Source organism: Mycoplasma sp. 10961 (assembly GCF_055523525.1).
In genome coordinates, this window is the sequence record NZ_JBVFVD010000001.1 from 103597 (window position 1) to 126185 (window position 22589).

At 29.5% G+C, this 22589-nt stretch carries 18 protein-coding genes; 16 read left to right on the forward strand and 2 right to left on the reverse strand.

What is annotated here, in order from left to right; genetic code table 4:
* The first annotated feature begins 8 nt into the window (after positions 1 to 8).
* The 12 genes from AC0B4T_RS00445 (at position 9) to pgmB (ending at position 18335) form a co-directional block, all read left to right on the forward strand.
* Entirely contained in the window at positions 9 to 2414 is a 2406-nt protein-coding gene (locus AC0B4T_RS00445; RefSeq protein WP_465102682.1) for a hypothetical protein, read from the forward strand.
* Entirely contained in the window at positions 2414 to 2926 is a 513-nt protein-coding gene (locus AC0B4T_RS00450; protein WP_465101816.1) for a hypothetical protein, read from the forward strand. The genes AC0B4T_RS00445 and AC0B4T_RS00450 overlap by 1 nt, the downstream gene beginning before the upstream one ends.
* Positions 2927 to 2928: 2 nt before the next feature.
* Positions 2929 to 5991, forward strand: coding sequence for an ABC transporter permease subunit (locus AC0B4T_RS00455; protein WP_465102683.1), 3063 nt, complete (start codon positions 2929 to 2931; stop codon positions 5989 to 5991).
* A 2-nt stretch (positions 5992 to 5993) separates the two neighbouring features.
* On the forward strand, positions 5994 to 6956 hold the full coding sequence (locus AC0B4T_RS00460) for a sugar ABC transporter permease (RefSeq protein ID WP_465101814.1): 963 nt from the start codon (positions 5994 to 5996) through the stop codon (positions 6954 to 6956).
* Between the two features lie 3 nt (positions 6957 to 6959).
* Positions 6960 to 8186, forward strand: coding sequence for an ABC transporter ATP-binding protein (locus AC0B4T_RS00465; RefSeq protein ID WP_465102684.1), 1227 nt, complete (start codon positions 6960 to 6962; stop codon positions 8184 to 8186).
* A complete protein-coding gene (locus tag AC0B4T_RS00470; RefSeq protein ID WP_465102685.1) occupies positions 8186 to 8842 on the forward strand; it encodes a hypothetical protein in 657 nt (218 codons plus the stop codon). Before AC0B4T_RS00465 ends, AC0B4T_RS00470 begins: the two co-directional genes overlap by 1 nt.
* A 93-nt stretch (positions 8843 to 8935) precedes the next feature.
* On the forward strand, positions 8936 to 10711 hold the full coding sequence (locus tag AC0B4T_RS00475; RefSeq protein WP_465102686.1) for an alpha-amylase family glycosyl hydrolase: 1776 nt from the start codon (positions 8936 to 8938) through the stop codon (positions 10709 to 10711).
* Positions 10712 to 10722: 11 nt separating this feature from the next.
* The gene (locus AC0B4T_RS00480) at positions 10723 to 11430 is read left to right on the forward strand and encodes a winged helix-turn-helix domain-containing protein (protein WP_465102687.1); all 708 of its coding nucleotides are present in this window, start codon (positions 10723 to 10725) and stop codon (positions 11428 to 11430) included.
* A gap of 142 nt (positions 11431 to 11572) precedes the next feature.
* Positions 11573 to 13618 (forward strand): alpha-amylase family glycosyl hydrolase, encoded by a 2046-nt coding sequence (locus tag AC0B4T_RS00485; protein WP_465102688.1) that lies wholly within the window; start codon positions 11573 to 11575, stop codon positions 13616 to 13618.
* Between the two features lie 2 nt (positions 13619 to 13620).
* On the forward strand, positions 13621 to 15258 hold the full coding sequence (locus tag AC0B4T_RS00490; protein ID WP_465102689.1) for an alpha-amylase family glycosyl hydrolase: 1638 nt from the start codon (positions 13621 to 13623) through the stop codon (positions 15256 to 15258).
* A 10-nt stretch (positions 15259 to 15268) separates the two neighbouring features.
* Entirely contained in the window at positions 15269 to 17668 is a 2400-nt protein-coding gene (locus AC0B4T_RS00495) for a glycosyl hydrolase family 65 domain-containing protein (RefSeq protein ID WP_465102690.1), read from the forward strand.
* Positions 17661 to 18335, forward strand: a complete 675-nt coding sequence (gene pgmB / locus AC0B4T_RS00500) for a beta-phosphoglucomutase (protein ID WP_465102691.1) — start codon at positions 17661 to 17663, stop codon at positions 18333 to 18335. Before AC0B4T_RS00495 ends, pgmB begins: the two co-directional genes overlap by 8 nt.
* A 41-nt stretch (positions 18336 to 18376) precedes the next feature.
* Here pgmB and AC0B4T_RS00505 read toward each other — a convergent pair whose 3' ends face one another.
* Positions 18377 to 19558, reverse strand: coding sequence for an IS3 family transposase (locus AC0B4T_RS00505; protein WP_465102648.1), 1182 nt, complete (start codon positions 19556 to 19558; stop codon positions 18377 to 18379).
* Between the two features lie 104 nt (positions 19559 to 19662).
* The gene (msrB, locus tag AC0B4T_RS00510; protein ID WP_465102692.1) at positions 19663 to 20091 is read right to left on the reverse strand and encodes a peptide-methionine (R)-S-oxide reductase MsrB; all 429 of its coding nucleotides are present in this window, start codon (positions 20089 to 20091) and stop codon (positions 19663 to 19665) included.
* Positions 20092 to 20154: 63 nt separating this feature from the next.
* On the opposite strand from msrB, the gene ftsY reads away from it, so the two are divergent.
* From ftsY to AC0B4T_RS00530, 4 genes are all read left to right on the forward strand, one after another.
* Positions 20155 to 21201 carry a signal recognition particle-docking protein FtsY gene (gene ftsY / locus AC0B4T_RS00515; protein WP_465102693.1) on the forward strand — a complete coding sequence of 349 codons (1047 nt, stop codon included), beginning with the start codon at positions 20155 to 20157 and terminating at the stop codon, positions 21199 to 21201.
* On the forward strand, positions 21191 to 21421 hold the full coding sequence (locus AC0B4T_RS00520; RefSeq protein WP_465101802.1) for a sigma factor-like helix-turn-helix DNA-binding protein: 231 nt from the start codon (positions 21191 to 21193) through the stop codon (positions 21419 to 21421). Before ftsY ends, AC0B4T_RS00520 begins: the two co-directional genes overlap by 11 nt.
* Positions 21422 to 21626: 205 nt before the next feature.
* A complete protein-coding gene (locus tag AC0B4T_RS00525; protein ID WP_465102694.1) occupies positions 21627 to 22400 on the forward strand; it encodes a type II toxin-antitoxin system death-on-curing family toxin in 774 nt (257 codons plus the stop codon).
* Between the two features lie 43 nt (positions 22401 to 22443).
* Entirely contained in the window at positions 22444 to 22566 is a 123-nt protein-coding gene (locus AC0B4T_RS00530) for a hypothetical protein (RefSeq protein WP_465101800.1), read from the forward strand.
* The last annotated feature ends 23 nt before the right edge of the window (positions 22567 to 22589 follow it).

Sequence of the window (22589 nt, forward strand, 5' to 3'; positions counted from 1 at the left end):
GAATTATTATGAAAATACGTAAATTTATATTATCAGCAACAAGCTTATTATCCGTAGGTGCATTCGCAGCTGTTTCATGTACCGGTGGTGGTAATGCCAAACAAGAAGAAATTGTTGTTGCAGTCGACGGGGTTCAAAGAGCCTTTTATGAAAAAGCTATTGAAGCTTACAACAAAACAGAATCAGCTAAAAAATACAAAATTCGTACAATTGAAAAAGATGTTTGAGGTGCTTTAGACTTCAGTCTTCAAGGTATTACATCTCCTGAAGTAGCTGACATTTTCTATTTACCTGGAGATAGAGTTACTGACTTAACTCAACAAAATGCACTTAGTTATATTGATGAATTTATTCCTAGTTTAATTGATGAATTATCAGCATCAACTGGTGCTACTGCCGCAGAAAAAGAGCTTCTTAGAGCATTTGGAACAATTCGTACCCGTGTAAAAAATGGGCAAAATATTACTAATGTTACAAAATTAATGGCTATTAGACATAACACGGAAGCAATTTTAATGGCTTCAAGACTTCCAGAAGCAGATGCTCGTCGTGACTTAAGTAATGCAAACACAGATACTTTAGTTGAACTAGTTAAAGAAGGAAAACTTCTTTTAAGATTCCAAGACTTCTGATATGGTAATGGTGTTTTAGCCGGAGCTTTAGAAAAAATTAAAACTCAAAATTCACTTGATCCAAAATTAAACTTAATGTCAAGAATCTTATACACCGATGAAACTCGTGGTCAAATTACTTCTGGATTTATTGACGGAAACCAATACAATGCTTACTTTAAAGAAGCATTAAAAGTATACTCTTCATTATTCTTCCCAATTTATGAAGCTGCTTTCTTAAAGAGTGAATCAGATTTTGGTCAAACTGTTTGAGGTAAAAAAGGTATTTCTCAATCAGACTTAAGACAAACTTTAGTTAAAGAAGTTGGTGAAGCTCAAGCTACAATCTTTAGTTTAATGAACCAAGGAAAAATTGACTATGCTGTTATTGGTTCATGAGATACACAAAATTCAGAAAAATCAGCTGGTGCTCAATCATTCTTTAACGTAGTTAAAACAGATGATAACACCGAATACTTACAAAGCCCAGGTTCTTGATCATTTGCTATTAATTCAAGAAACAATAGTGCTAGTGAAGAAAGAAAAACTGCTATTAAAGAATGATTTAAAGCAATTTATTCAGTAGCAGCTTACAAAGAATACTTTAAAAATGACTCAAAAGTTCCATTTGTTAATGGAATTCAAAAAACCTTAATTGATGATATTAAAGCGGAAAATTCAGCTCAATTTACTGAAGTTGAACAATTTGCTAAAGATCTTGGATTTGCTTCATATGATGCACTTAAAACTGAAAGAAATTCAAAAACTGCTAAAATCTCAGTATTAGCAAACCAAAAAGTATGAGGAAATACTTGAAGTGCTGACAAAGATCAAACTAGTCCTTCTGCTGAAGCAAACTTACTTAAAGCAGCTGATCATAAAGCATCAATTGAAAAACCTGAAGTGCTTACTGACGCTGACTTTAATGCAATTACTTTAGGTGATATTTTACCACTCAGAAACCTTGTTGCATCATTATTATCAATTAGTGATGTTAAAACTTTAGTTGGAGTTCAAAATTCAGATAACCCAGGAAACCAAGAATGGTTAGTTGGAAAAGATTTACTTAAAGATGGATCATTTAATATTCCACAAGCTGAAACCTTAAAACACGGAGATTCTTCATTCCACATGCGTAAAGTTGAAAAAGAAATCTTTGATGTAAATGGTGATAATGATGATGAAAAAGAAAAAATTATCAAAACATTAACAGAAGCTTTAACAAAAGATAAAACAAACAACAATACTGCAGAACTAGACAAATTAGTTACAAAATACCTAAATAAAGCAAAAAGTTTTGTTTCCAACTTTGCAAAATCATCACTAGATGATGCTAAGGTAAAAGAATTTGTTACTTTATACTTAAATACATACTTAAACCCTGCTCGTGTTAGACTATCAGTTGGAGATATTTTCAACAATAAAAAATTTATTGAAGGAAAAGATGCAACTTATAAACAAGTTGATGAAAAAGTTTCAGGATATGAATCTAAATTAACCTTTAATAAATTACTTAACGTTATCTCATCAACACAAGCAATTAGCGAAGGGGGACTTGGTGTTCTAAAAACCCAATTAACTCGTGCTGATAACTCTAATCCACAATTTACAACAGTTTGAGGATTTATGAATGATCGTACATTTGGTAATGCTGAATTATACAGAGAATTTGCCAACAAAAACATAGATACTCTTGATAAATTTACCAATGAAATGGCCAAAACATTATCTAAAGTTTTTGACGAACAAGCTGGTAAATTGAATGCAAGTAACTCAGATACATATGTAACTATTTCTAACTAATGGTTAAATATAAATCAAACATAAATAAAATTAGTTTCTATACACTTTTAGTACAAATAGCACTACTTACAGCAGTGCTCTTTGTTTGACTGTTAATCCCTTTTGGTATGGGGATTAGTGCTGAACAATATCAGCATTTAACCAGAGATTTAACTGATGAACAAATAAGTGATTTAGGACAACAAATTGCAATGCGCAGCTTAATGTCATATTTAGCAAACACTTTTGTAATCTTATTTTTCTTAGGATATTTAGTAATGCTTAGGCATAAGTTAAAACATGGATATATTTTTTTATATTCATGAATGATTGTCTTCTTGACGTTAGCTTTTTCTCCATTTTTTAATGGCACTGAGCTTTTGTCAACCTTGCAAATTGTTATAGGAAGCTTAATATCTATTTTAAATATCAGCTTAATTATCACTTTAATTTATCTCTTGGTGCAATACCACATTAAACGTAAATTTTATTATTATGAATGGTTTAAAATACATAGAGGAGGAAGCAAGTAGTTGTGAAAGAATTAAAACTTTATAATTGATACGGCGAAGAATTCGACAGTATCCTACCGTCTTCCGTTGGTAATTTAAAAGCATATAAAAAACAAGTCAAAAATATTTTCTTGCGTAATAATGACAAAATTAAAGCGCAAGAAAGAGTTGACCGTGACTTATATTTGCGGGCAAGAAATAAATTAAGTGATAATTTAAAACGTGAACTTGCCAGCCATAGAGTTGCATACAAAAATAAAATTGGTGTCCTAAAAGACTCAATTAAAAAATTAAAACATTTTGATTCAATGCCTTCATTATTACGTTTTGAAATCAAAAAATTAGCTAAAAGCAAAAAAACTATACAAAATTATGCACAAGACTTTGTTTATTCTTTAACAAAGTCTGCTGATGAACTTAATTATAAAATCTCCATTATTGAAGATTTAAAGAAAAAAACATATCTTGATGAAAAAGAAATATTTAAAAAATATACTATTTTCAATATTATTTTGTTATATATTGAAAATAACCAAGATTTAACTTTTGATATTGAGAAAATTAAAGATCGTTTATTACCGCTTGAAATAGCATGAATAGATAAATTAGCTAAAACTCATAACGTTGGTGAATATTTTTTAGATATTTATAATAAACTCGAAGTTCAAAGAGTAAGTTTAGTAGCTAAAAAGACTGAATTATTACGTCAATATAATGAAACGCACCAATTACAAAAAGAGTTATATTTAAAAGAAAAAAGTAATATTCAATTAGAAACTAAACAAAAGATTTTAACTTTAGAATATGAATATAATGCTAATTTAAAAGAACAACGAGAAAAAGTTAAAGTTAATAAGCAAAAAACCCTTGAAAAAATCGAAACCCAAAAAGAGCAAATTTTAGCTGTAGAACATAAAAACCAGGAACTTACTAATCAAATAATTCAAGAAGCTAAATCAAAAATTAAAGAAATTGATCTAGAATATAAAAAACAACTTGTAAGTTCCAAAATTCGTTCAAAAATCCAAGTTTATAAAGATTTATATAAATTTTTATACAAAAATGAACTTGACTTAGCACAATTTGATTTTACGTTAAACAATCTTTCAGACCAAGAATTAAACCAAAAAGTAACTGAATTACAAGGTTACTTCAACTCATTTCAAACTAACAATGTTTTAGCTAAAATCGCATTAAAAGAATATTTAACGAAACTTAATTTCTTTAAATCATGCCGCGAATTTAAATTATTAGTTAAATCACAATATAAAGAGCAAGTCGGGCAAATTCTAAAAACTTCTAGTTATGAAGGATTTTATAACCTTGAAGAAGCAAAAGCTTTAAAAGAATCATTTATCGATTATCGTTTAACTCGCCTTAAATTCTTAGGTGAAAAGATTGAAGCTAAAACTAATTTAGCACAGCTTAAAGAACAAGGTGTTTATGATCAGGAGCAAAATGATTTTAAAACTGCTAAGGCAAAAATTATTGAACAATTTAAACTCCAAAAATTAGAAGCTAAAAACCGTATTAAAAATAAAGAAATAACTAAAGCAGCGTTTAAAAACAAAAATATTGAACTTAATATTTTCAAAAAAGAATCAATTAACGAAGAAAAATTAAAGTCAAAAGTTCAATCAAATAAACAAGTTTTAAAAACTTTATTTTGACGTGAATGAGCTGAAAATAAAATTAATAAAAAACTCTATGAAAGTAAGGTAACTGAAGCTCAAAAATCCATTCCAGTTGAAACTATGAAAAACTTACGTTGAATTAGTTTATTTATGAACTTTGTTTTCCCAGGTTTTGCTGAACTAGTTTTCTTTAAGCAACGCCTTAAAGGAAGTATTATGGCAGCTGTTTCATTTATAACTATTGCTTTAATTATCCCATTTGCTTTTGGAGCATATTGAAAAGCAATGGGTGGGATACCTGGATTTAGCGACCTAGGAGCAGCTGGCCACAGTTTTACTAAGGGATTATTCCCAGATGCCAGGGTCTATTTATTTGGTGGTGTGATCTCTGTGATAGTTTTAGTCTTTGCACTGATTTACCACACCGTTTCAGCCTTAGGAGCTTATCGGGTAGCTAAATTACTGGAATATGGTTCTCGTCCAAGTAAATGAGCCCAAACTAAGCGATGATTAAATACCAGCGGATTCCCTTGAATGATTTCCTTACTTGGATGAATCTTAATGGTCTTTATCGTGGCAACTCCAGTTATTACTTCGATTTTAGTATCCTTTACAAACTATGGATTTAAACATGAAGCACCAGCTCGTACTGTGGATTGAGTTGGGCTTAAGCAATGAGGAAAATGATGAGTTTTCAGAGAACAAAGATTATTCTTATCATTAAGTAGAGTTATTTTATGAACGGCAATTTGAACGGTTTCTTCAACTCTTATTCCGATTTCGCTTGGTATTTTAATAGCTGTATTAACTAATAACCAAAGAATCCGGTTCAAAAAGATCTTTAGACTAATTTATATTTTACCTTGAGCGATTCCGGCCTTTGTTACCTTAACATTTATCCGGAGCCTCTTCAGAGGTGGTGATGATGGGGTAATGAACGTAATTCTCGTGTCAATGGGTCTTTTAAGTAGTTCGAAAAACTGGCTTACTGAAATTGGAACAGCTCGTGTTTTAGTTATCTTAGTACAAACATGGATTGGTTATGCTTGAATCTTCATGCTTGTTACTGGTAATTTACAATCAATACCAAGAGATATTTATGAAGCGGGATCAATTGATGGAGCCAAAGGTCGCCAACTATTTTGATACTTGACGTTGCCTTCATTGCTGATTTCAATTGCCCCAATGTTAATAGGACAATTTGTTGGAGCCTTTAATAACTTTACCACCATTTCTATTTTCACAGGTGGTGGACCTGCTTATGCTAATTCAACTTCATTTGGAGAAGCATCAACAGATATTATTATTTCATGAGTTTATAAACTAACCACAAGTTCAGGACAATTCGAAGGTAACCAAGCCTTTGCTGCAGCCTTAACTACATTAGCTGGTTCATTCAGTATTGCAATTAGTGCAAGAGGATTTATTAAATCAATGTCAAGGAGAGATTAAGAATGTTAAGTAGATTTAAAAGACAAATATTTTATAAACATAAGTTTGATTCGCTTACAATTTCAGAACAAAAACTATCTCCAAAGCGTCTAAAATTTAATGAATCAGACTCAAAGCCACCTACAGCACTTGAGATTATCTGACTGTTCTTTAATTACATAATTTTGCTATTTTGAGCAATAATCATTTTATTCCCAATTGTCTCACTAATAACAGCAGCCTTTAACGTTGCTAACATTCGTGTCGTTGGACTTTCGCCTTTTTCATTTGGTTGAGACAACTTTGCTTACTTATTTACTAATGAGCGTAGCTTATTCTTAACTTGATATGGAAATACATTAGTTATAGCCGGGCTTACTTCTTTAGTATCAACAGTGGCTGTTGCACTAAATGGATATGCCTATTCGCGTTTTAAGTTTACAGGGTCAAGGCATTCATTAACAATCGTTATGATGCTACAAATGATTCCGGCAACTTCGTCACTAATTTCGCTATATATCTTAGTAAAATTAGGAGAAACCTTACTTGGATTTTCAGCTATTATGATGTTAATCTTGATTTATTCAGGTGGTGCCATTGCTGGAAATACCTTTATGCTTAAAAGTTATTTAGATACTGTTTCATCAGAATTAGATGACTCAGGAAAAATTGATGGATGTAATAACTGGGGATTATTTTTCAAAATTTTACTTCCAGTTATTAAACCGGCACTGATTATGGTTGCCTTATGATCATTTTTAACTCCTTTTACCGATGTTATCTTGCCAAGGTTCGTCTTAATTGAGAATGACAAAAAAACCTTAGCCATAGGGCTTGATACCTTCATTAATGCTGAACAAAAACATATTAACTATGGTGCTTATTCTGCTGGTTCAATTTTAGCTTCGCTACCAGCATTTGCCTTATTTATGTACTTGCAAAGGTATATTGTGGGGGGACTTAGTGATGGAGCTGTTAAAGGATAATATATGATGAAATATGATAAACATACTGAACAAGAAATGCTAACAAATGATGAATTAGATTTAGAAACTTCAGGATTTGAAACAATTGATATTGATCAAATGATTTCTGAAGTTGGGGAATTTTATAATTCAAATAGCGGCGCACACATAAACTTAGTGAACATCTCTAAAAAATATGAAGGAAATGAAAACTATACACTAGAAAATATTAACCTTGAAATTAAACCTGGAACATTCTGTATTTTTCTTGGCCCTTCAGGTTGTGGAAAAACAACATTGTTAAGAATGATAGCAGGACTTAATTCCATAACTAAAGGAGACTTGTTATTTAATAACAAGAGATATAATAACTTATTACCAAATGAAAGAAATATTGCAATGGTATTTCAGTCATATGCACTTTATCCACACATGAATGTTTATAATAATATTTCATTTGGATTAAGAATTGCTAAAGAAAGAAAAGATATTATTGATAAACGTGTCAAAGATGTTGCGAAAATTCTTAAAATTGATAATTACTTATATCGAAAACCACGTGATCTTTCAGGGGGACAAAGGCAACGTGTTGCAATTGGCCGTGCTATTGCACGTAAACCGCTTGTATTCTTAATGGATGAGCCTTTATCAAACTTAGATGCAAAATTACGTGAAAACATGAGGCGTGAAATTGTTAATATTCACCGTATGCTTAATACTACAAGTATTTATGTTACTCATGACCAACTTGAAGCAATGACCATGGGGGACCAAATTGTTGTCTTTAACGATGGAAAAATTCAACAAAATGGAAAAAGCAAAGAACTTTACTTTAAACCTGCAAATATTTTCGTAGCTAAATTTATTGGTTCGCCAACTATGAATACTTTTGATGCAACTTATCAAGATGGACTTATTTGAGATAAAGCCAAAAAAGTTGCTATTGAAGTAGACCAAGAAACTAAAGATAAATTAAAAGCTAATCAAGAATTAGTGGTTGGTTTTAGAAGTGAAGATTTAAGAATTCGCCATGGTGAAAAAACTGGAAATAACTTTATTTCAGGTAAAATTTCAAATGTGGAATTAATTGGTAAAGATCAATTAGTTTTAGTTAAGGTGAGCGATGATTTAGAATTTATCGTTAATGCTTCTAATAATGAAGAATTTGAATTATTCTCATATATCACAATTGAATTCATTACTTCAAGAATTCATATCTTTGATAAAGAAACCGAAAACAGAATTAACTAATGCAAAAATTTGAAACAAATTATTTAAAGCGTAAAGTTCTTTTAATTAGTTTACTAGTTTTATTAAGCTTGATGTTTATTTTTCAACTGGTAATGATTAAAAAATTTTTTGCTTGAATCGAATATGAGTATCAATGGATTCAAGCTGGTGAGTTAAGCAAAACATGAAAAATTGATCAAGTTGAAAATAATGCTCCAGCATTCCAACTTAAAACATTATTTTTATCACTAAATAGTATTTTTCTAGTGCTTACTTTTAGTGCAATAGTACTTGTTTCGCTAGTAATTTATACCTTGTTTAAAAATACATATAATGGTGATCTTTATTTAAAAATTGTGAATTACCTTGTCCCAATTGTCTTTGTATTACTCTTTTTTATTCTTTCATTGCAACCAACGGAAGTATATCAAGAAAACATCATTCAAGCTGAAGATGATGCTGGCGAAATCAGAAACACTCCCTTTAAAAAAAGTGGAGGTCAATTAAGTTACTTACTAACTTGGCTAGCACTTGGTTTTAGTTTTATTAACATTTTCTTGATTGTAATTGCACGTAAATCATTTGGTTTTTTAACCAAAGACCAAATCTTAGCAAAACAATTAATTCCAACTGATGAATTAAAAATCAAAATACAAACTATTCTAGATAATAATTAACCTAAAACTCCTTGTAAAAAACAAGGAGTTTTTCATTAAAATATATTTAATATATCAACTTGTATAAGTAGATAAAAATAGTATAATATTACTATGAGCAAGTTATACGAGAAATGAAAGTTAGAAAGAATATTTAAAGGTTATTTAAAAAAGCAAATTAGAACTAAGGCTGCAACTTGAGATGATCCAAGCTTCCAAATGCCTAAATATCATTTAGATTACACTGATTTATGAAAAAAAGCCCCTAAAGCTCAGTTATTCAAAAAGTTACGTAATACAAATGTTATTTACCAATTATTAGTTTATAATTTTGCTGATGGTAATAATGATGCTCTAGGTGATTTTATTGGACTTAAAAATAAAATTCCTTATTTAGTAAATTTAGGAATTGATCAATTATGATTAAGTCCAATTCACCCTGCTTCTTCGTACCATGGGTATTCTGTAATTGATTATTGCAATGTTGCTCCCCAACTTGGTGGCATGGATGCTTTTATTGAGTTTTTATCATGTGCCCATGACAACGGAATTAAAGTTTACTTAGATTTAGTGTTTAACCATACATCCTATGAACATCCTTGGTTTCAAAAAGCCTTATATAAAGATCCTTTATATGAACAATTTTATCGCTTTGAACCAAGTTATAAAGATTCAGATGTAAAGACAGATACAAAACACATTAGAGCTAAATATCATCGCCTGGATCAAAAGATTCAGGCAACTAATCGTGATTATTTAGGCCGTTTTACTTATGGTATGCCTGATTTGAATTTAGATAATGAATTAGTAATTAAACAACTGATTGAAATTCAAAAATTTTGAACGTCTGTTGGAGTTGATGGCTTTCGCTATGATGCAATTGCTGAATTTTATTCTAGTGAACAAGAAACTAAAGATAACTTTAATGAAGCCAAGATTTTTAGTTTGCTGCGCGAAGCAAGTAATTCTATAACTAATTTAGAACCAGGTCGCGAGGAAGTTTTTATGATGGGTGAATGAGTCTTTAGCGATCCTTTAAAAGGGTTAGAGTATACCATGTACCAAGGTAAACAAGCTTTAGATACAGTTTATGATGGCTTTAAGTTTTTTAGACATAATCCTGATGTTAGAATTAGTTACCAAGAATTAGTAAATGTGGCAAGCAAGTATGCACTTGCTTCGCCTAAAACCAAATGAGTACCTTTTTTAGATAATCATGATGTTTTTAGATGGCTAGATTATTACCGTCAGAATGTTACTAAGTTAAAAAAAACAGAGCATCATAAACCTTTAAGTCTTGATGAATATGAAGCACAAAGAATTGCACTAATGCAGCTTTTAGCCTTACCAGCTACACCAATTATTTATTATGGTAATGAACTTGGTTATTATGGAACAAGGATTTATGGAGATCCAACTTTGCGTGAACCAATGAAATGGTTAACGCATGCTGAAAATTGTTATATTTTTGATAATAAAGTTAAAGAATCACGTAAAGATTATGTTTTATTAACTTCTGCTTTATCTAGGCCTTGTGTTGAAGAGGCAATTGAAGATCCAAATTCCCTATTTAACTTTATTAAATTTATGCTGAAGCTTAGAAGTGATTATCCATTTCTGAGCCACAGAGAACCAAGTACAATTATCGATCCATATCAAGTAATTGATAGCGAGGATTATTCATCATTTATGGTCCGTGCTCAAGACCAAAATGCTACAAAGCTGTTATTGTTTGGATTTTGTAATTACCAAAATAAATTCTTAGCAGTAGGCAAGATTTCTCGTAACTATCATTTTAAACCTTTATATTTATATAAAGCTAAAAATAATAGTTGAAATATTGAAATAGAAAAAGGAGGATTAATTATTTTTGAATTAACTCAAAAATAATTAGAAAAATTATGAGACCAAAATATAAATTTACATATAAAGATACTTTTCAATTAGATGATCCAGATGTTACTAAAACAAGTGAGATTATTTTATATTTAATTGACTTAATTAAAACCAAGAAAGTACCAGTTAATAAAATTATGCCTTCAGAACACGCTTTAATGGAACGTTTCAAATGTTCTCGTAGTGTTATTGTCACAGCTTACCAAAAACTACGTACTATCGGTGCAGTTTACTCAATTAAAAAAAGAGGACACTTTGTTTCTGAAAACTTCCATAACTTAATTAAACCAGTTAGTTATTTAATTAAAGCTGACCGTCAAATGGGGCATGAAGTGTTTGACTTTGTAGAACCTGAATGATTTGCAGATAAAAACATTATCTTTACAGATGGAACCAGATTTTTCCAAAAGAAAATTTATAAGAAAAATAAAGTGATTGGTGAAGCTGAAGTTTGATTATCTGCAAAATGACTTGGTAAAAACGAACCAATTGATTTGACTGTACCATTAATTGACACTATTAATAACAAAAAGAAAGTTGAAAACGTAGTTTACCACCTTGAATATGAAAAAGATGTTAATCGTTTAGGGCACCAAAATATGATGGTTTTAACAATGTTTGGTTATGATGATGAAGCAATTTGTATTGCTGGTAAATATTATATTGACCCAGAACACCTTAAATTTTATCACCAAGAAATATCTTTATTATAAAAGAGACAAAAACACCCTTGATAGGGTGCTTTTTTACTCCTTTTTATGATTTATTCTCTAATTTTATATACTATAGATTGACTGATCAAGTTGTATTAGTAGTTTTTAAAAAATTTAATAATAATCATTATAATTATTGCATATGAAATTACTCAAAAAAGATTCGCAATTTTTTAAAGAATTTGATCAAAAATTTGCTTATAAGGAAAATGATTTAGGAGCCACAATTTTAGAGAATAAAATTCAAATAAAATTATGGCAACCATTAGCAAAGGAAGTCTTTCTTTTGCTTTACAAAAAAAATGATTTAGAAAATCCATATTTAAAGTTGTCAATGCAAAAAGTTTATGCACAAACAAGCAATGATATTTTTGTTTGAGATATAACAATTAACAAACAAAAATATCAAACTAGTTATTATAATTTTGAAATTATTCATCAAGGTAATAAAGTAACTAGGGCATTAGATCCTTATGCTAAATCTATGGCTCCATTTAATTGACAAGGGATGGAGGATAAAGTTGGCTTAGGTGCTTTTATTGATTTTAAATCAGCAAGAGTAGGAGATAAACCAAGAGATCTAGTTACTAACTTAAATAATTCAGTAGATGCAAATATTTATGAACTGCATGTGCGTGATTTTACAAGTTTAAAACCTAATAGACCAAAATACCAAAAAGTAGGTAAATTTAATAATTTACTAAAACATGATTTATTTGGATATTTAAAAAATTTAGGTTTTACCCACTTGCAACTTTTACCAATTCATGCTGCATATACTGTAAATGATTTAGATAAAACCATTTATTTAAAAGGAACCGGGAAAGGGTGAACTACTAATTATAACTGAGGTTATGATCCACATAACTATTTTACAATTAATGGCCTTTATGCGTCTAATCCAACAGATCCATATGCCAGAATTAAGGAACTTAGAAATTTAGTTGATAAAGCACATGAGCAAAATATTGGCGTGATTGTTGATGTGGTTTATAATCACATGATGACAAACAATATTTTTGATAATATTTTACCTGGTTATTATTATCGTGATAAAGCAACTAAACGTCCAGTAAATTATCCACCATTAGCCGACGAAAGATTTATGGTGCAAAAATTAATGATTGATTCATTAAAATATTATGTTGAAGTATTTAATGTGGATGGTTTTCGCTTTGATCTTTCATGTTTTCACCACAAAGAAACTTTAGATTTAATTGCAAGAGAACTTCGAAAACTAAATCCAAAGATAATCTTACATGGAGAAGCATGGCCTTTTAGTGACCTTGAATTTAGTAGTTCATACATTAAAGGATCAAGTAATAATGCAATCAAATTTGGATATTTTAATGATACTTTACGAGATGCAATTAAAGGAACTGAGCATGAAAAGTATGGAACTGGCTTAATTCATAAATATTCGAAAACTCAGTATAAACAATATGTAACTAGTGTTGTTGGAGGTTTGAAAGATTATGATTTTAGCAATATTCCACATTCAAAAACTAAATATGACTTATATAATGATGATATTGCAATTAACCTAAGTTATAGTGCATGCCATGATGGTATGACTTTATGGGATAAAATTAATATTTTAAGTCCTAAAAAGAGTTTTAAACAGCGTCTTGAAACCTACCGCCAAGGTTTATTAATGTCATATTTAACCCAAGGGAGACATTTAACTTTAGCAGGAACTGAATTATTGCAAAGCAAACCGTGTGATTTAAGTGGTGAAGAAGGCTTTAAATGCCAAGCTAGCTTACATGATGATTTTAATGAAAAACCTGACAATAATGCTTTTATGCCTAATTCATATAAAACTACTGATTATACTAATGGGCTAAAATGAAAACATTTAGAAAATCCTGAGGTTAAAGAACATATTTTTGATTTTCAAGCCAAAATCAATCATTTTAGATTAGCTAATGATTATTTGAGGCTTGATACAAATCAAAAAGTGCTTGAAAGATTAAAATTTGAATATAGTGATCTAGAATCTGGAATTTTAATTTATAGCATTGCAAGCCAAGAAGGAACTAAAGAACTTTTAGCCTTGCATAATTTTGGTGATCGAGATTTTGATCTAAGTTTGTATCAAGGTATTTTAATCTTTGATTCAAAAATAGACCACACACCAGGAGTTTTAAAAGCTCATTCAACACAAGTAATAGAAAGGAATAAATAAAAGTGAAAACAATTAAATTAGAAGATAAAATCTTTTATCAAATTTTCCCTCGTTCATTTTATGATGCAAATAATGATGGCGATGGAGATTTAAAAGGAATTACAAAAAAATTAGGATACTTAAAAAATCTAGGTATCAATGGGATTTGGCTTTGTCCAACATATGAAACTCAGTTTGTTGATGCTGGATATGATGTTTTAGACTATAAATCAGTATGAAAACAATTTGGTACTTTAGATGATTTTAAAAAAATGGCAGCTAAGGCCAAAGAATATGGCATAGACATTATTATGGATATTGTTTTAAACCATGTGTCTAACGAGCATTCATGGTTCTTAAAAGCCTTAGAATCATCTTCAAATAAAGAACATAATTACTTTATTTGAAGGGATGAATTAACCCAAGAAGAACAAAAAGCTAAAAGTATTTTTGGTGGCTCAGCTTGAGAATATGTGCCATCATTAAATAAATACTATTTCCACTTATTTTCAAAAGAACAAGTGGATTTAAACTGAGTTCATCCTGATACTATTAAAGCTATGGTGGACGTTATTGATTTTTGATATGATTTAGGAGTACGTGGTTTTAGACTTGATGCTATTAAACATGTTGCTAAAACTTTCGATGAAGTTGATAAAAACCCATATTTTGCTTGAAATAAAGGAGCCGTTGAATTTCTTAAAGAATTTAGTAAATTAGCTTTTGCTAACAAACCTGATGCATACACATTAGGAGAAGCAAGTGGTATTAGTGCACAAGAATTATTACAATATGGAGCAGGTGAAAACAAAGTATCTGATAATTACTTTAATTTTGCGTGGTGATGAATTGGGTGAGGAAAAGAAACAGGGCGTAATGGTTTAGATGCAAATTGAGACTATAAAGAATTTGCTTACCAACAAGCTCCATTCCAAGAAAATCCTCATATTACATCAGATATGTTTACTAACTTTTTATCAAATCATGATACATCTCGTAGCATTTCGCGTTGAGGAGATGAAACTTTTTACCGCAAAGAAGCAGCTAAAACTCATGCTTTAATGCTCTTAACTTTAAAAGGAATTCCATGCATTTACTATGGAGAAGAAATTGGAATGGTTAACGTAGCTTTTAATGACCGTAGTGAATTTAGAGATGTTGATATTAAAAATGGATTTAGGGACTTAGTTGACCAAAATCCAATTTATAGTGAACAAGAATTTATTAAATATTTAAATATTAATTCACGTGATGCAGGGCGCGGTTTAATGCAATGAAATAAATCTATAAATGCTGGATTTAATAGAGGGCATAAGCCTTGAATTAAAAATGGGCGTAATAAAGATGAAATTAATGTTTATGCTGCTTTAAAAGACCCAGATAGTATTTTTTACTTTTACAAAGAATTAATTGCATTACGTAAAGATAAATATCATGATATTTTAATCTATGGATTATCAAAAATTTATGTTGACCAAAACGGTGTTTTGGTAATAGAACGTAGCTACCAAAACCAAAAATTAGCTGTTTATTTGAATCCAACTAAATATCAGCTTAATTTAGAAGCAAAACCAGGAACTTTGATCATGTCTAGCTATAGCGATCAAAAAATGCCACAAACTGTTTTAAGACCATTTGAATCAATACTTATTGAATTATAAAAGGAGGAATATGAATTACTTAAAATATGATTTAGAAAATAAAACAATTTCACAAATTAAATTTGACAAAAATGTGGTTGCCAAAACTGAGAGTATTTTTGCACTTGGAAATGGACATATTGGAATAAGAAGTGCTGATGAAGAAAATACTTCTTATAACAAAGAAAACTTCTTTGTTAATGGTATCTTTAACAAAGATACCAGAGAAGAAGTATCAGAATTAGCTAATTTAGCTGATTTAATGACCACACCAATTTATTTTAATAATGAACAATTTGAAGTAAGTTGCTGTGATCAATATAATAAAACTTTATATATTAAAGATGGATTTTTAAAAAGAACTATTATCGCAACACGTAAAAGTGGTAAATATGAATTAACCTTTGAAAGATTTGTATCACGAGATGATGCTAATTTATATGCTCAAAAAATCCAAGTTAAAGTTTTAGAATTAAATGATTTAGGAAAAGTAAATTTACTTATTAAACCAAGAATCAATGGGCAAGTAACCAACTCAGGAACACAGCACTTTAGCGAAGGTCATAAGCGCCGTTTAACAAAAGAATCATTACAAATGTCGCAAACTACGACCATTTCAAAACGTTTTATTGTTCATAACTTGATTACTAAGGCATACCTAAATGATCAATTAATCACTGGTGGAACTGATGATTACATCGTTGAAATGAAGCGCCGCTATATTGGATTTAAAATTAATGTCCCATTAAAAGTAGGCGATGTCTTTACTTTAGAAAAAATTATGTCAGTGCATACACCTGTTGATGCTAAAAAATTGCTTAAACAAGATGAAATACAAGATTTAGCAAATCAAAAACATACTTATTTATTATCTGCTAATTATGAGCAATTAAAGCAAGCTTCAATTGCTAAAATGCATTCAAATGTTTGAAATGAATTTTCAGTGCAAATTGAAGGGAATGAGCAAGCTAAATATGATGCTTTAGCACTGGATTTTGGAATTTTCCACCTTAATGGATTTGTGCCAAGACATACTACTAATATGAATGTTGGAGCTAAAGGGCTTTCTGGTGAGGGATATCAAGGACATACTTTTTGGGATACTGAATTCTTTATTAATCCAATTTATTTATTTAATCAACCCCGAATTGTAAGAAACCTTTTAACATATAGATATAAAGGCCTAGAAGGGGCCAGAGCTAAAGCATTTGAGAAAAAAGAACGTGATGCTGAAAGTAACTTGCAAGGAGCCCAATATCCTTGAGAAATGGCTTGACCTACTGAAGGTGAAGTTTGTCCATATTGAGGGCAAGCTGATGTAGTGAGTGGACAGCAAGTTCCAATTGCATCACGCCGTCAAGAAATTCACGTTTCTGCTGATGTTGCCTATGCGGTTGATCAATATTTCCAAGTTACTAAGGATTATAAATTCATGGAAACTATGGGATATGAAATGATCATTGATACTGCAATTTTCTATGCCAATCGTGCTGAATTACAAAGTAACGGTACTTATGAAATTAAAGACGTTATGGGGCCAAACGAATATAAGGGGAATATTGATAATAATGCTTATATCAATATGTTTGCTAAATATAACATTGATTTAGCTCTTAAGTATATTGATTATTTAAAAGTAAATAAAAAAAGTGTATGAAATGCACTACAAGACAGAATTCCATACCCAATTGATTATCAAAAAATGCAAGATGTATCAGCTAAATTAAAACAACAATTACCAAATGAAAATTTAATTATTGCTGAAAATGATACTTTCTTACAATTACCATTAGTAGATGTTTTACCATTCCAAATGCTTGGTGATGCTGGTAAAAAATTATTTAATACCAAAGAAGGACACCTTCGCCTTGAATCACAACTTGTCAAACAAGCTGATGTTGTATTATTATTAAATATCTTGCCACATTTATATTCTAAAGAAGTGCGTAAAGCCAACTTTGATTATTATGAACCTATTACAACCCATGATTCATCATTAAGCCCGGCTACTTATGCTATTGAAGCAGCAAGGCTTAAAAATATCGAAAAAGCATATTCAATTTTTAAATATGGAATTAACATTGATTTAGGTCCTGCTATGCATACATCAAATGCTGGAATTCATGCTGGAGCATTAGCTGCAATTTACCAAATGATTGTATTTGGATTTGGTGGTTTAGATTGACATAATGGTAAGTTACACTTAGACCCAATCTTACCTGATAATTGAACTAGTTTAAAATACAAATTTAAATACCAGGGCTCAAATTTCGAGGTTAATGTCGGTAAACAAGTTTTCAGTGTTAAATTGCAATCAGAAGACTTCAAAGGAAAATTATTTATTAATGTCCAAGGTAAATATGTACCTTTTAACAAAGATAACTTTATGCAAAAAAATAATGTTTTAGAATTTGGTATTAACCGTGATTAAAGGTTTTGTTTTTGACCTAGATGGTGTAATTACTGACACAGCTATTTTGCACTTTCAATCTTGAGCACATAAAGTTAAAGATCTGGGCATTGAGTATACTTTAACTGATAATGAACAATTAAAAGGGATTCCGCGTCTTGAAACATTAAAAGAAATAATTCGCTTAAAAAAACCTGAATTAAAGCTAAGCGAAGCAGAATTATTGCAAATTGCCAATGATAAAAATGAATATTATAAAGAATTATTAAAAACACAAATTAACGAAACTTCAATATTACCAGGAGTTTTAGATTTTCTAAAAGAAGCAAAAGCGAATAAAATTAAATTAGCAATTGCTTCAAGTAGTTTCAACGCACCACTTATTTTAACTAAACTTGGTATCTTTGAGCTATTTGATTTTATTGTTTACCCTGGTGATGTAAAAGCAGGCAAACCTGCTCCTGATATCTTCTTACAAGCTGCAAAAGGAATTAATTTAGATCCAAGTGAATGCATTGGGTTTGAAGATGCACCTGCTGGTCTTGCGGGTATTAATGAAGCCAAAATGCATTCAGTAGTAATTACTCATAATTCTCATGAAGATTTTTCTGGTGCAAATTTAGTTTTAACTAATACTAGTGAATTAAATTATCAAAAAATTATCAATTATTTTAATCAAAAAAACTAAGCTATATAAACATGGACAGCAAAATTTAACATTTTAGTTATTTATAATTCCATAGCAAATTGCTGTGGAGTTTTTCAGTTTAAGTTTGATTGAATTCGGTCATTGTTGTACCAAATTACATATTCTTGTATCATATCATTAAGTTCATTAAATGTTATTTTTGAGTAATCTAAATCATTTAATAATTCAGTTTTAATGATTCCAAACCAATATTCAATTTCTCGATTATCAAGAGAATTTCCCACTCTTGATAACGAAATAATCCCACCAAGATTTTTAACTTCTTTAATATATTGATGATGTGTATATTGAAAGCCATGATCTGAGTGAATGATAAAATTTTTGGATTTGTATTGCTTTAATGAATTTAAATTGTCTAAAACTAGTTCTAGATTATTACTTTTTGATAATTTAAAACCAATAATTTGTTTAGTTTTATGAGACAAAATTGCAGACAAATAAACGTGTGATTCTAACACATCTTTTGGCGCTTTTATATATGAAACATCAGTTGCATAAATATTTCGATTGTTTTGATCATTATAATCACGATTTACGAAGTTATCAATCTGAGTAGATAGGTTTTTAATTTCTTTTCGTTTTGATTTTTGTCTAAGCTTACATTTTAGGCCTAAAAGGTTCATATATCTCCCTAATGAACGTTCGTTTATATCTATTTTGTATTTTTTAGATATGTAAACACTTAGTTTTAACCTTCCATATCTTGACTTTGTTTCTGCGAACGATTTTTCGATTACATCACTATATTTAGGGAGTTTTTGTGCAATTTTAATATTTTGAGTTTTTGAAATTGTTTGTCTAGAAATGCCAAAAACTTCTGCAAGCTTAACATAACTTATACTAAAACTTTTAGATTCAATAACTTTCTTACTTTTAGGTAATTCGTTGGTAATTTCATAATATCTTTTAGCTATTTGCAACAAATCATCACGATCAAAAATATCTCAATTTGGTTCTCTTTTCGTCTTAGGTTTGCCGCATCCTTTTTTACGGCTTTCACCTTTCTTTGTCTGCAATAAGTCTTCCATACCTAAATTATAATGCTTAATTATTTTATTAATTCTAACTTTTACACTATTTCTTTGTAAGTTTTTTGTTTCTGGTGATATTTGGTAAATAGCTTGGAAAGCACCTGGGAAACCTGATTTTTGATATTCTTCATATATTTTTGCAAATTCTTCTTTCTTTAAATGTCTTGACATAATTTATCCTTTCAAAAAATTCTTCGTTGGTACCAACGAATGGTAACAGAAAAGCTAACATTTACATGTTAACTTTTCTGTCCGGCTTTAATAAGCTTAGTTTTTTATTTGAATAATTTTTTATATTCTGTATATCCTTCTTGCTCTAAATCCTCATAAGCTATGAATCTCAAAGAACCTGAATTAATACAATATCTTAAACCACCTTTATCTTTTGGTCCATCATTAAAAACATGTCCTAAATGTGAATTTGCACTAGCGCTTTTAACTTCAGTGCGAACCATATTATGTGATAAATCAAGGTGCTCTGAAACAACAGAATCATCAATTGGTTTACTAAATGCGGGCCAACCACAGCCCGAATTAAATTTATCACTAGAAATAAATAGCGGCTTTCCATCTACGATGTCAACATAAATTCCTTTTTCAAAATGTTGGTCATATTCATTTTCAAAAGGTCTTTCGGTGTACCCTTCTTGGGTAATTTTATATTGTAAGTCAGTTAAATGACTGAGATCTTTTCTTTTTTTCATTGTTTTATTATAACAAATTAAAATTAAAGCAACAAACTTACAATAATGTATTAAAATATATGCATGGGATTTTTTAAGAATTTAATTAACAAGGTTTTCAAGAAAGAAACCAAAGATGTTGAAACTTTAAAACTAGAATTAAAACAAGAAGAACAAAAAGCAATTATAAATAGTGAGAAATTTAAAAAATATGAGGCAGGTCTAGAAAATAGCTCGAGTCTTGGTAAAAAAATCTTAGAGATACAAAATAAATATAATCAAATTGATGAAGATTTTTTTGAAGAATTAGAAGAACTCTTAATTATGTCTGACATTAACTTAAAATTAGTTAATGTCATTATTGAAAAAATAAAGTCAGAAGTAAGAACGAATAATATTGATGATCCGAAATTAATTGGGGAATTAATTGCGGATCAATTATTTGTGATTTATACCGGGAGCACCATTACCAATACTAATTTAAATTTCCAAAATGATCGTTTAAATGTTTTTATCTTTGTGGGGGTTAATGGTTCGGGTAAAACTACTTCAATAGCTAAAATGGCTCATAAATATATTATGCAAGGCAAAAAGGTTTTAATTGCTGCTGGTGATACCTTTAGAGCTGGGGCAGTCAACCAATTAGACATTTGAGCTCAGCGAGTAGGAGCGGATATTATTAAACCACAAAAAGAAGGGGGCGATCCATCTTCTGTAGTTTTCCAAGCTTTAGAAAAAGCAACTAACGAGCAATATGATTTATTAATCATTGATACAGCAGGTAGATTACAAAATAAAGTTAATTTAATGAGCGAATTATCAAAGATGGTTGGAATTATAAAGCGCTTTATTCCTGATGCACCACATGAATCATTATTAGTTTTAGATGCAACTACTGGACAAAATGGTCTTTCACAAGCTAAAAGCTTTAAAGAAATAGCCAATTTAACAGGGGTTATTTTAACAAAATTAGACGGTACATCTAAAGGTGGAATTGTTTTATCAATTAAAGATGAATATAATTTAGATGTTAAATATATTGGCTTAGGTGAACAAATCAATGATTTTCAAGAATTTGACCTTGAACTCTTTATCTACCAACTAACAAAGGATTTAATACATGCTTCATAAAGATTTGGATAAAATACAGTTTTATACATTACTTTACGAAAAATACAAGAATTTATTAACTCAAACTCAGCGGCAAGTGTTTGAGCTTTATTTTTATCAAGATCTCTCTTATGGTGAAATTGCAAAAATAATGGCAACATCCCGTGCAGCTGCTTATGATGCTGCCAAGAAATCATTAGCTAAATTAATAAAACTTAGCGAACAAGTTTATAATAAATAATCAAAAACAGGCATTTATTTGCCTGTTTTTGTATACTATTTTTTCTATATTCTTATTTACGGCAGAGTTTAGAAAACATTTATTAAAATTGCCAATATTCTTTAATAGTAAATTACTCTTATAATTTCGATTTCAATTCTTATAAAATAAAGATTTTGTTCTCTTTTAGAGTATAATTATTCTATATTATAGGAGGTTTTAAGAAATGACTTTTTTAAGTGCTAAAATTGTAATAACCAAAAGTGAATATGATAATTTTGATTCTTTTATAGCTAAATTTCAAAGTAGTTTACTAATTAAAAAAGGTGATAAATATTTTTTAAATAGTAAATTTTCTTCTAATCTTCAAGAAATAAAGTGAAAGCGATTAGTTATAAATTTACAAGATGACAACAATAGAAAAGATATTATGACATTGATAGAATCTACATTAACTACAACCTTTAATTATGCAAAAAAATATTTTAAAAACGAAGGTGCAAATGATTATGAATATGTTAATGATAATGATACTTTTAATACATTAATTTCAAATATGTTATATTATACAAAACCGAAAGAAATAAATGATATTTTTGATTTCTTTGCTACAATTTTAAACAAAATACTTAGTGTTCATAAACTTAAAAATGGGAATAAACGTTTTTGCTTTTTATTTTTAATCAACTTATTAAGAAATTTTGGATTTTACTTTAAATGATCTTCTGATTTAACAATGAAAAATAGTTATCAAGTAGCACAAGAACGAGAAATGTTTTGCTTTGTATCAAGACTGTCAAATAGGTCATATGAAGATTTTATTGAATTATTAAATGATGGAGAACTAATAGCTAATAATGATAAAAACGCAATTTATAAATGATGCTATAATTTTATTATTAAAAATGACAAAGGAACCAGCACAAAAGAAAGACAAGAAAAAGTTAAAAAAGAGATAAAAGAGTGAATTATAAAAAATACATTAATTAATTATAAATAAGAAAATATGATAAAATAAATATAATATTAAATAGGAGGATATTGTGACATTAAAAGAATATGTAGAAAATCTTGATAAATATGTTGAACCGCTTGATGTGCAAATGAAGAGGAATGGAGACTGGGAAAAGCTTGTCAGAGTTATGAAAGCTTTAGCCGAACTATAATTACTTTTTATAATATAAAAGCA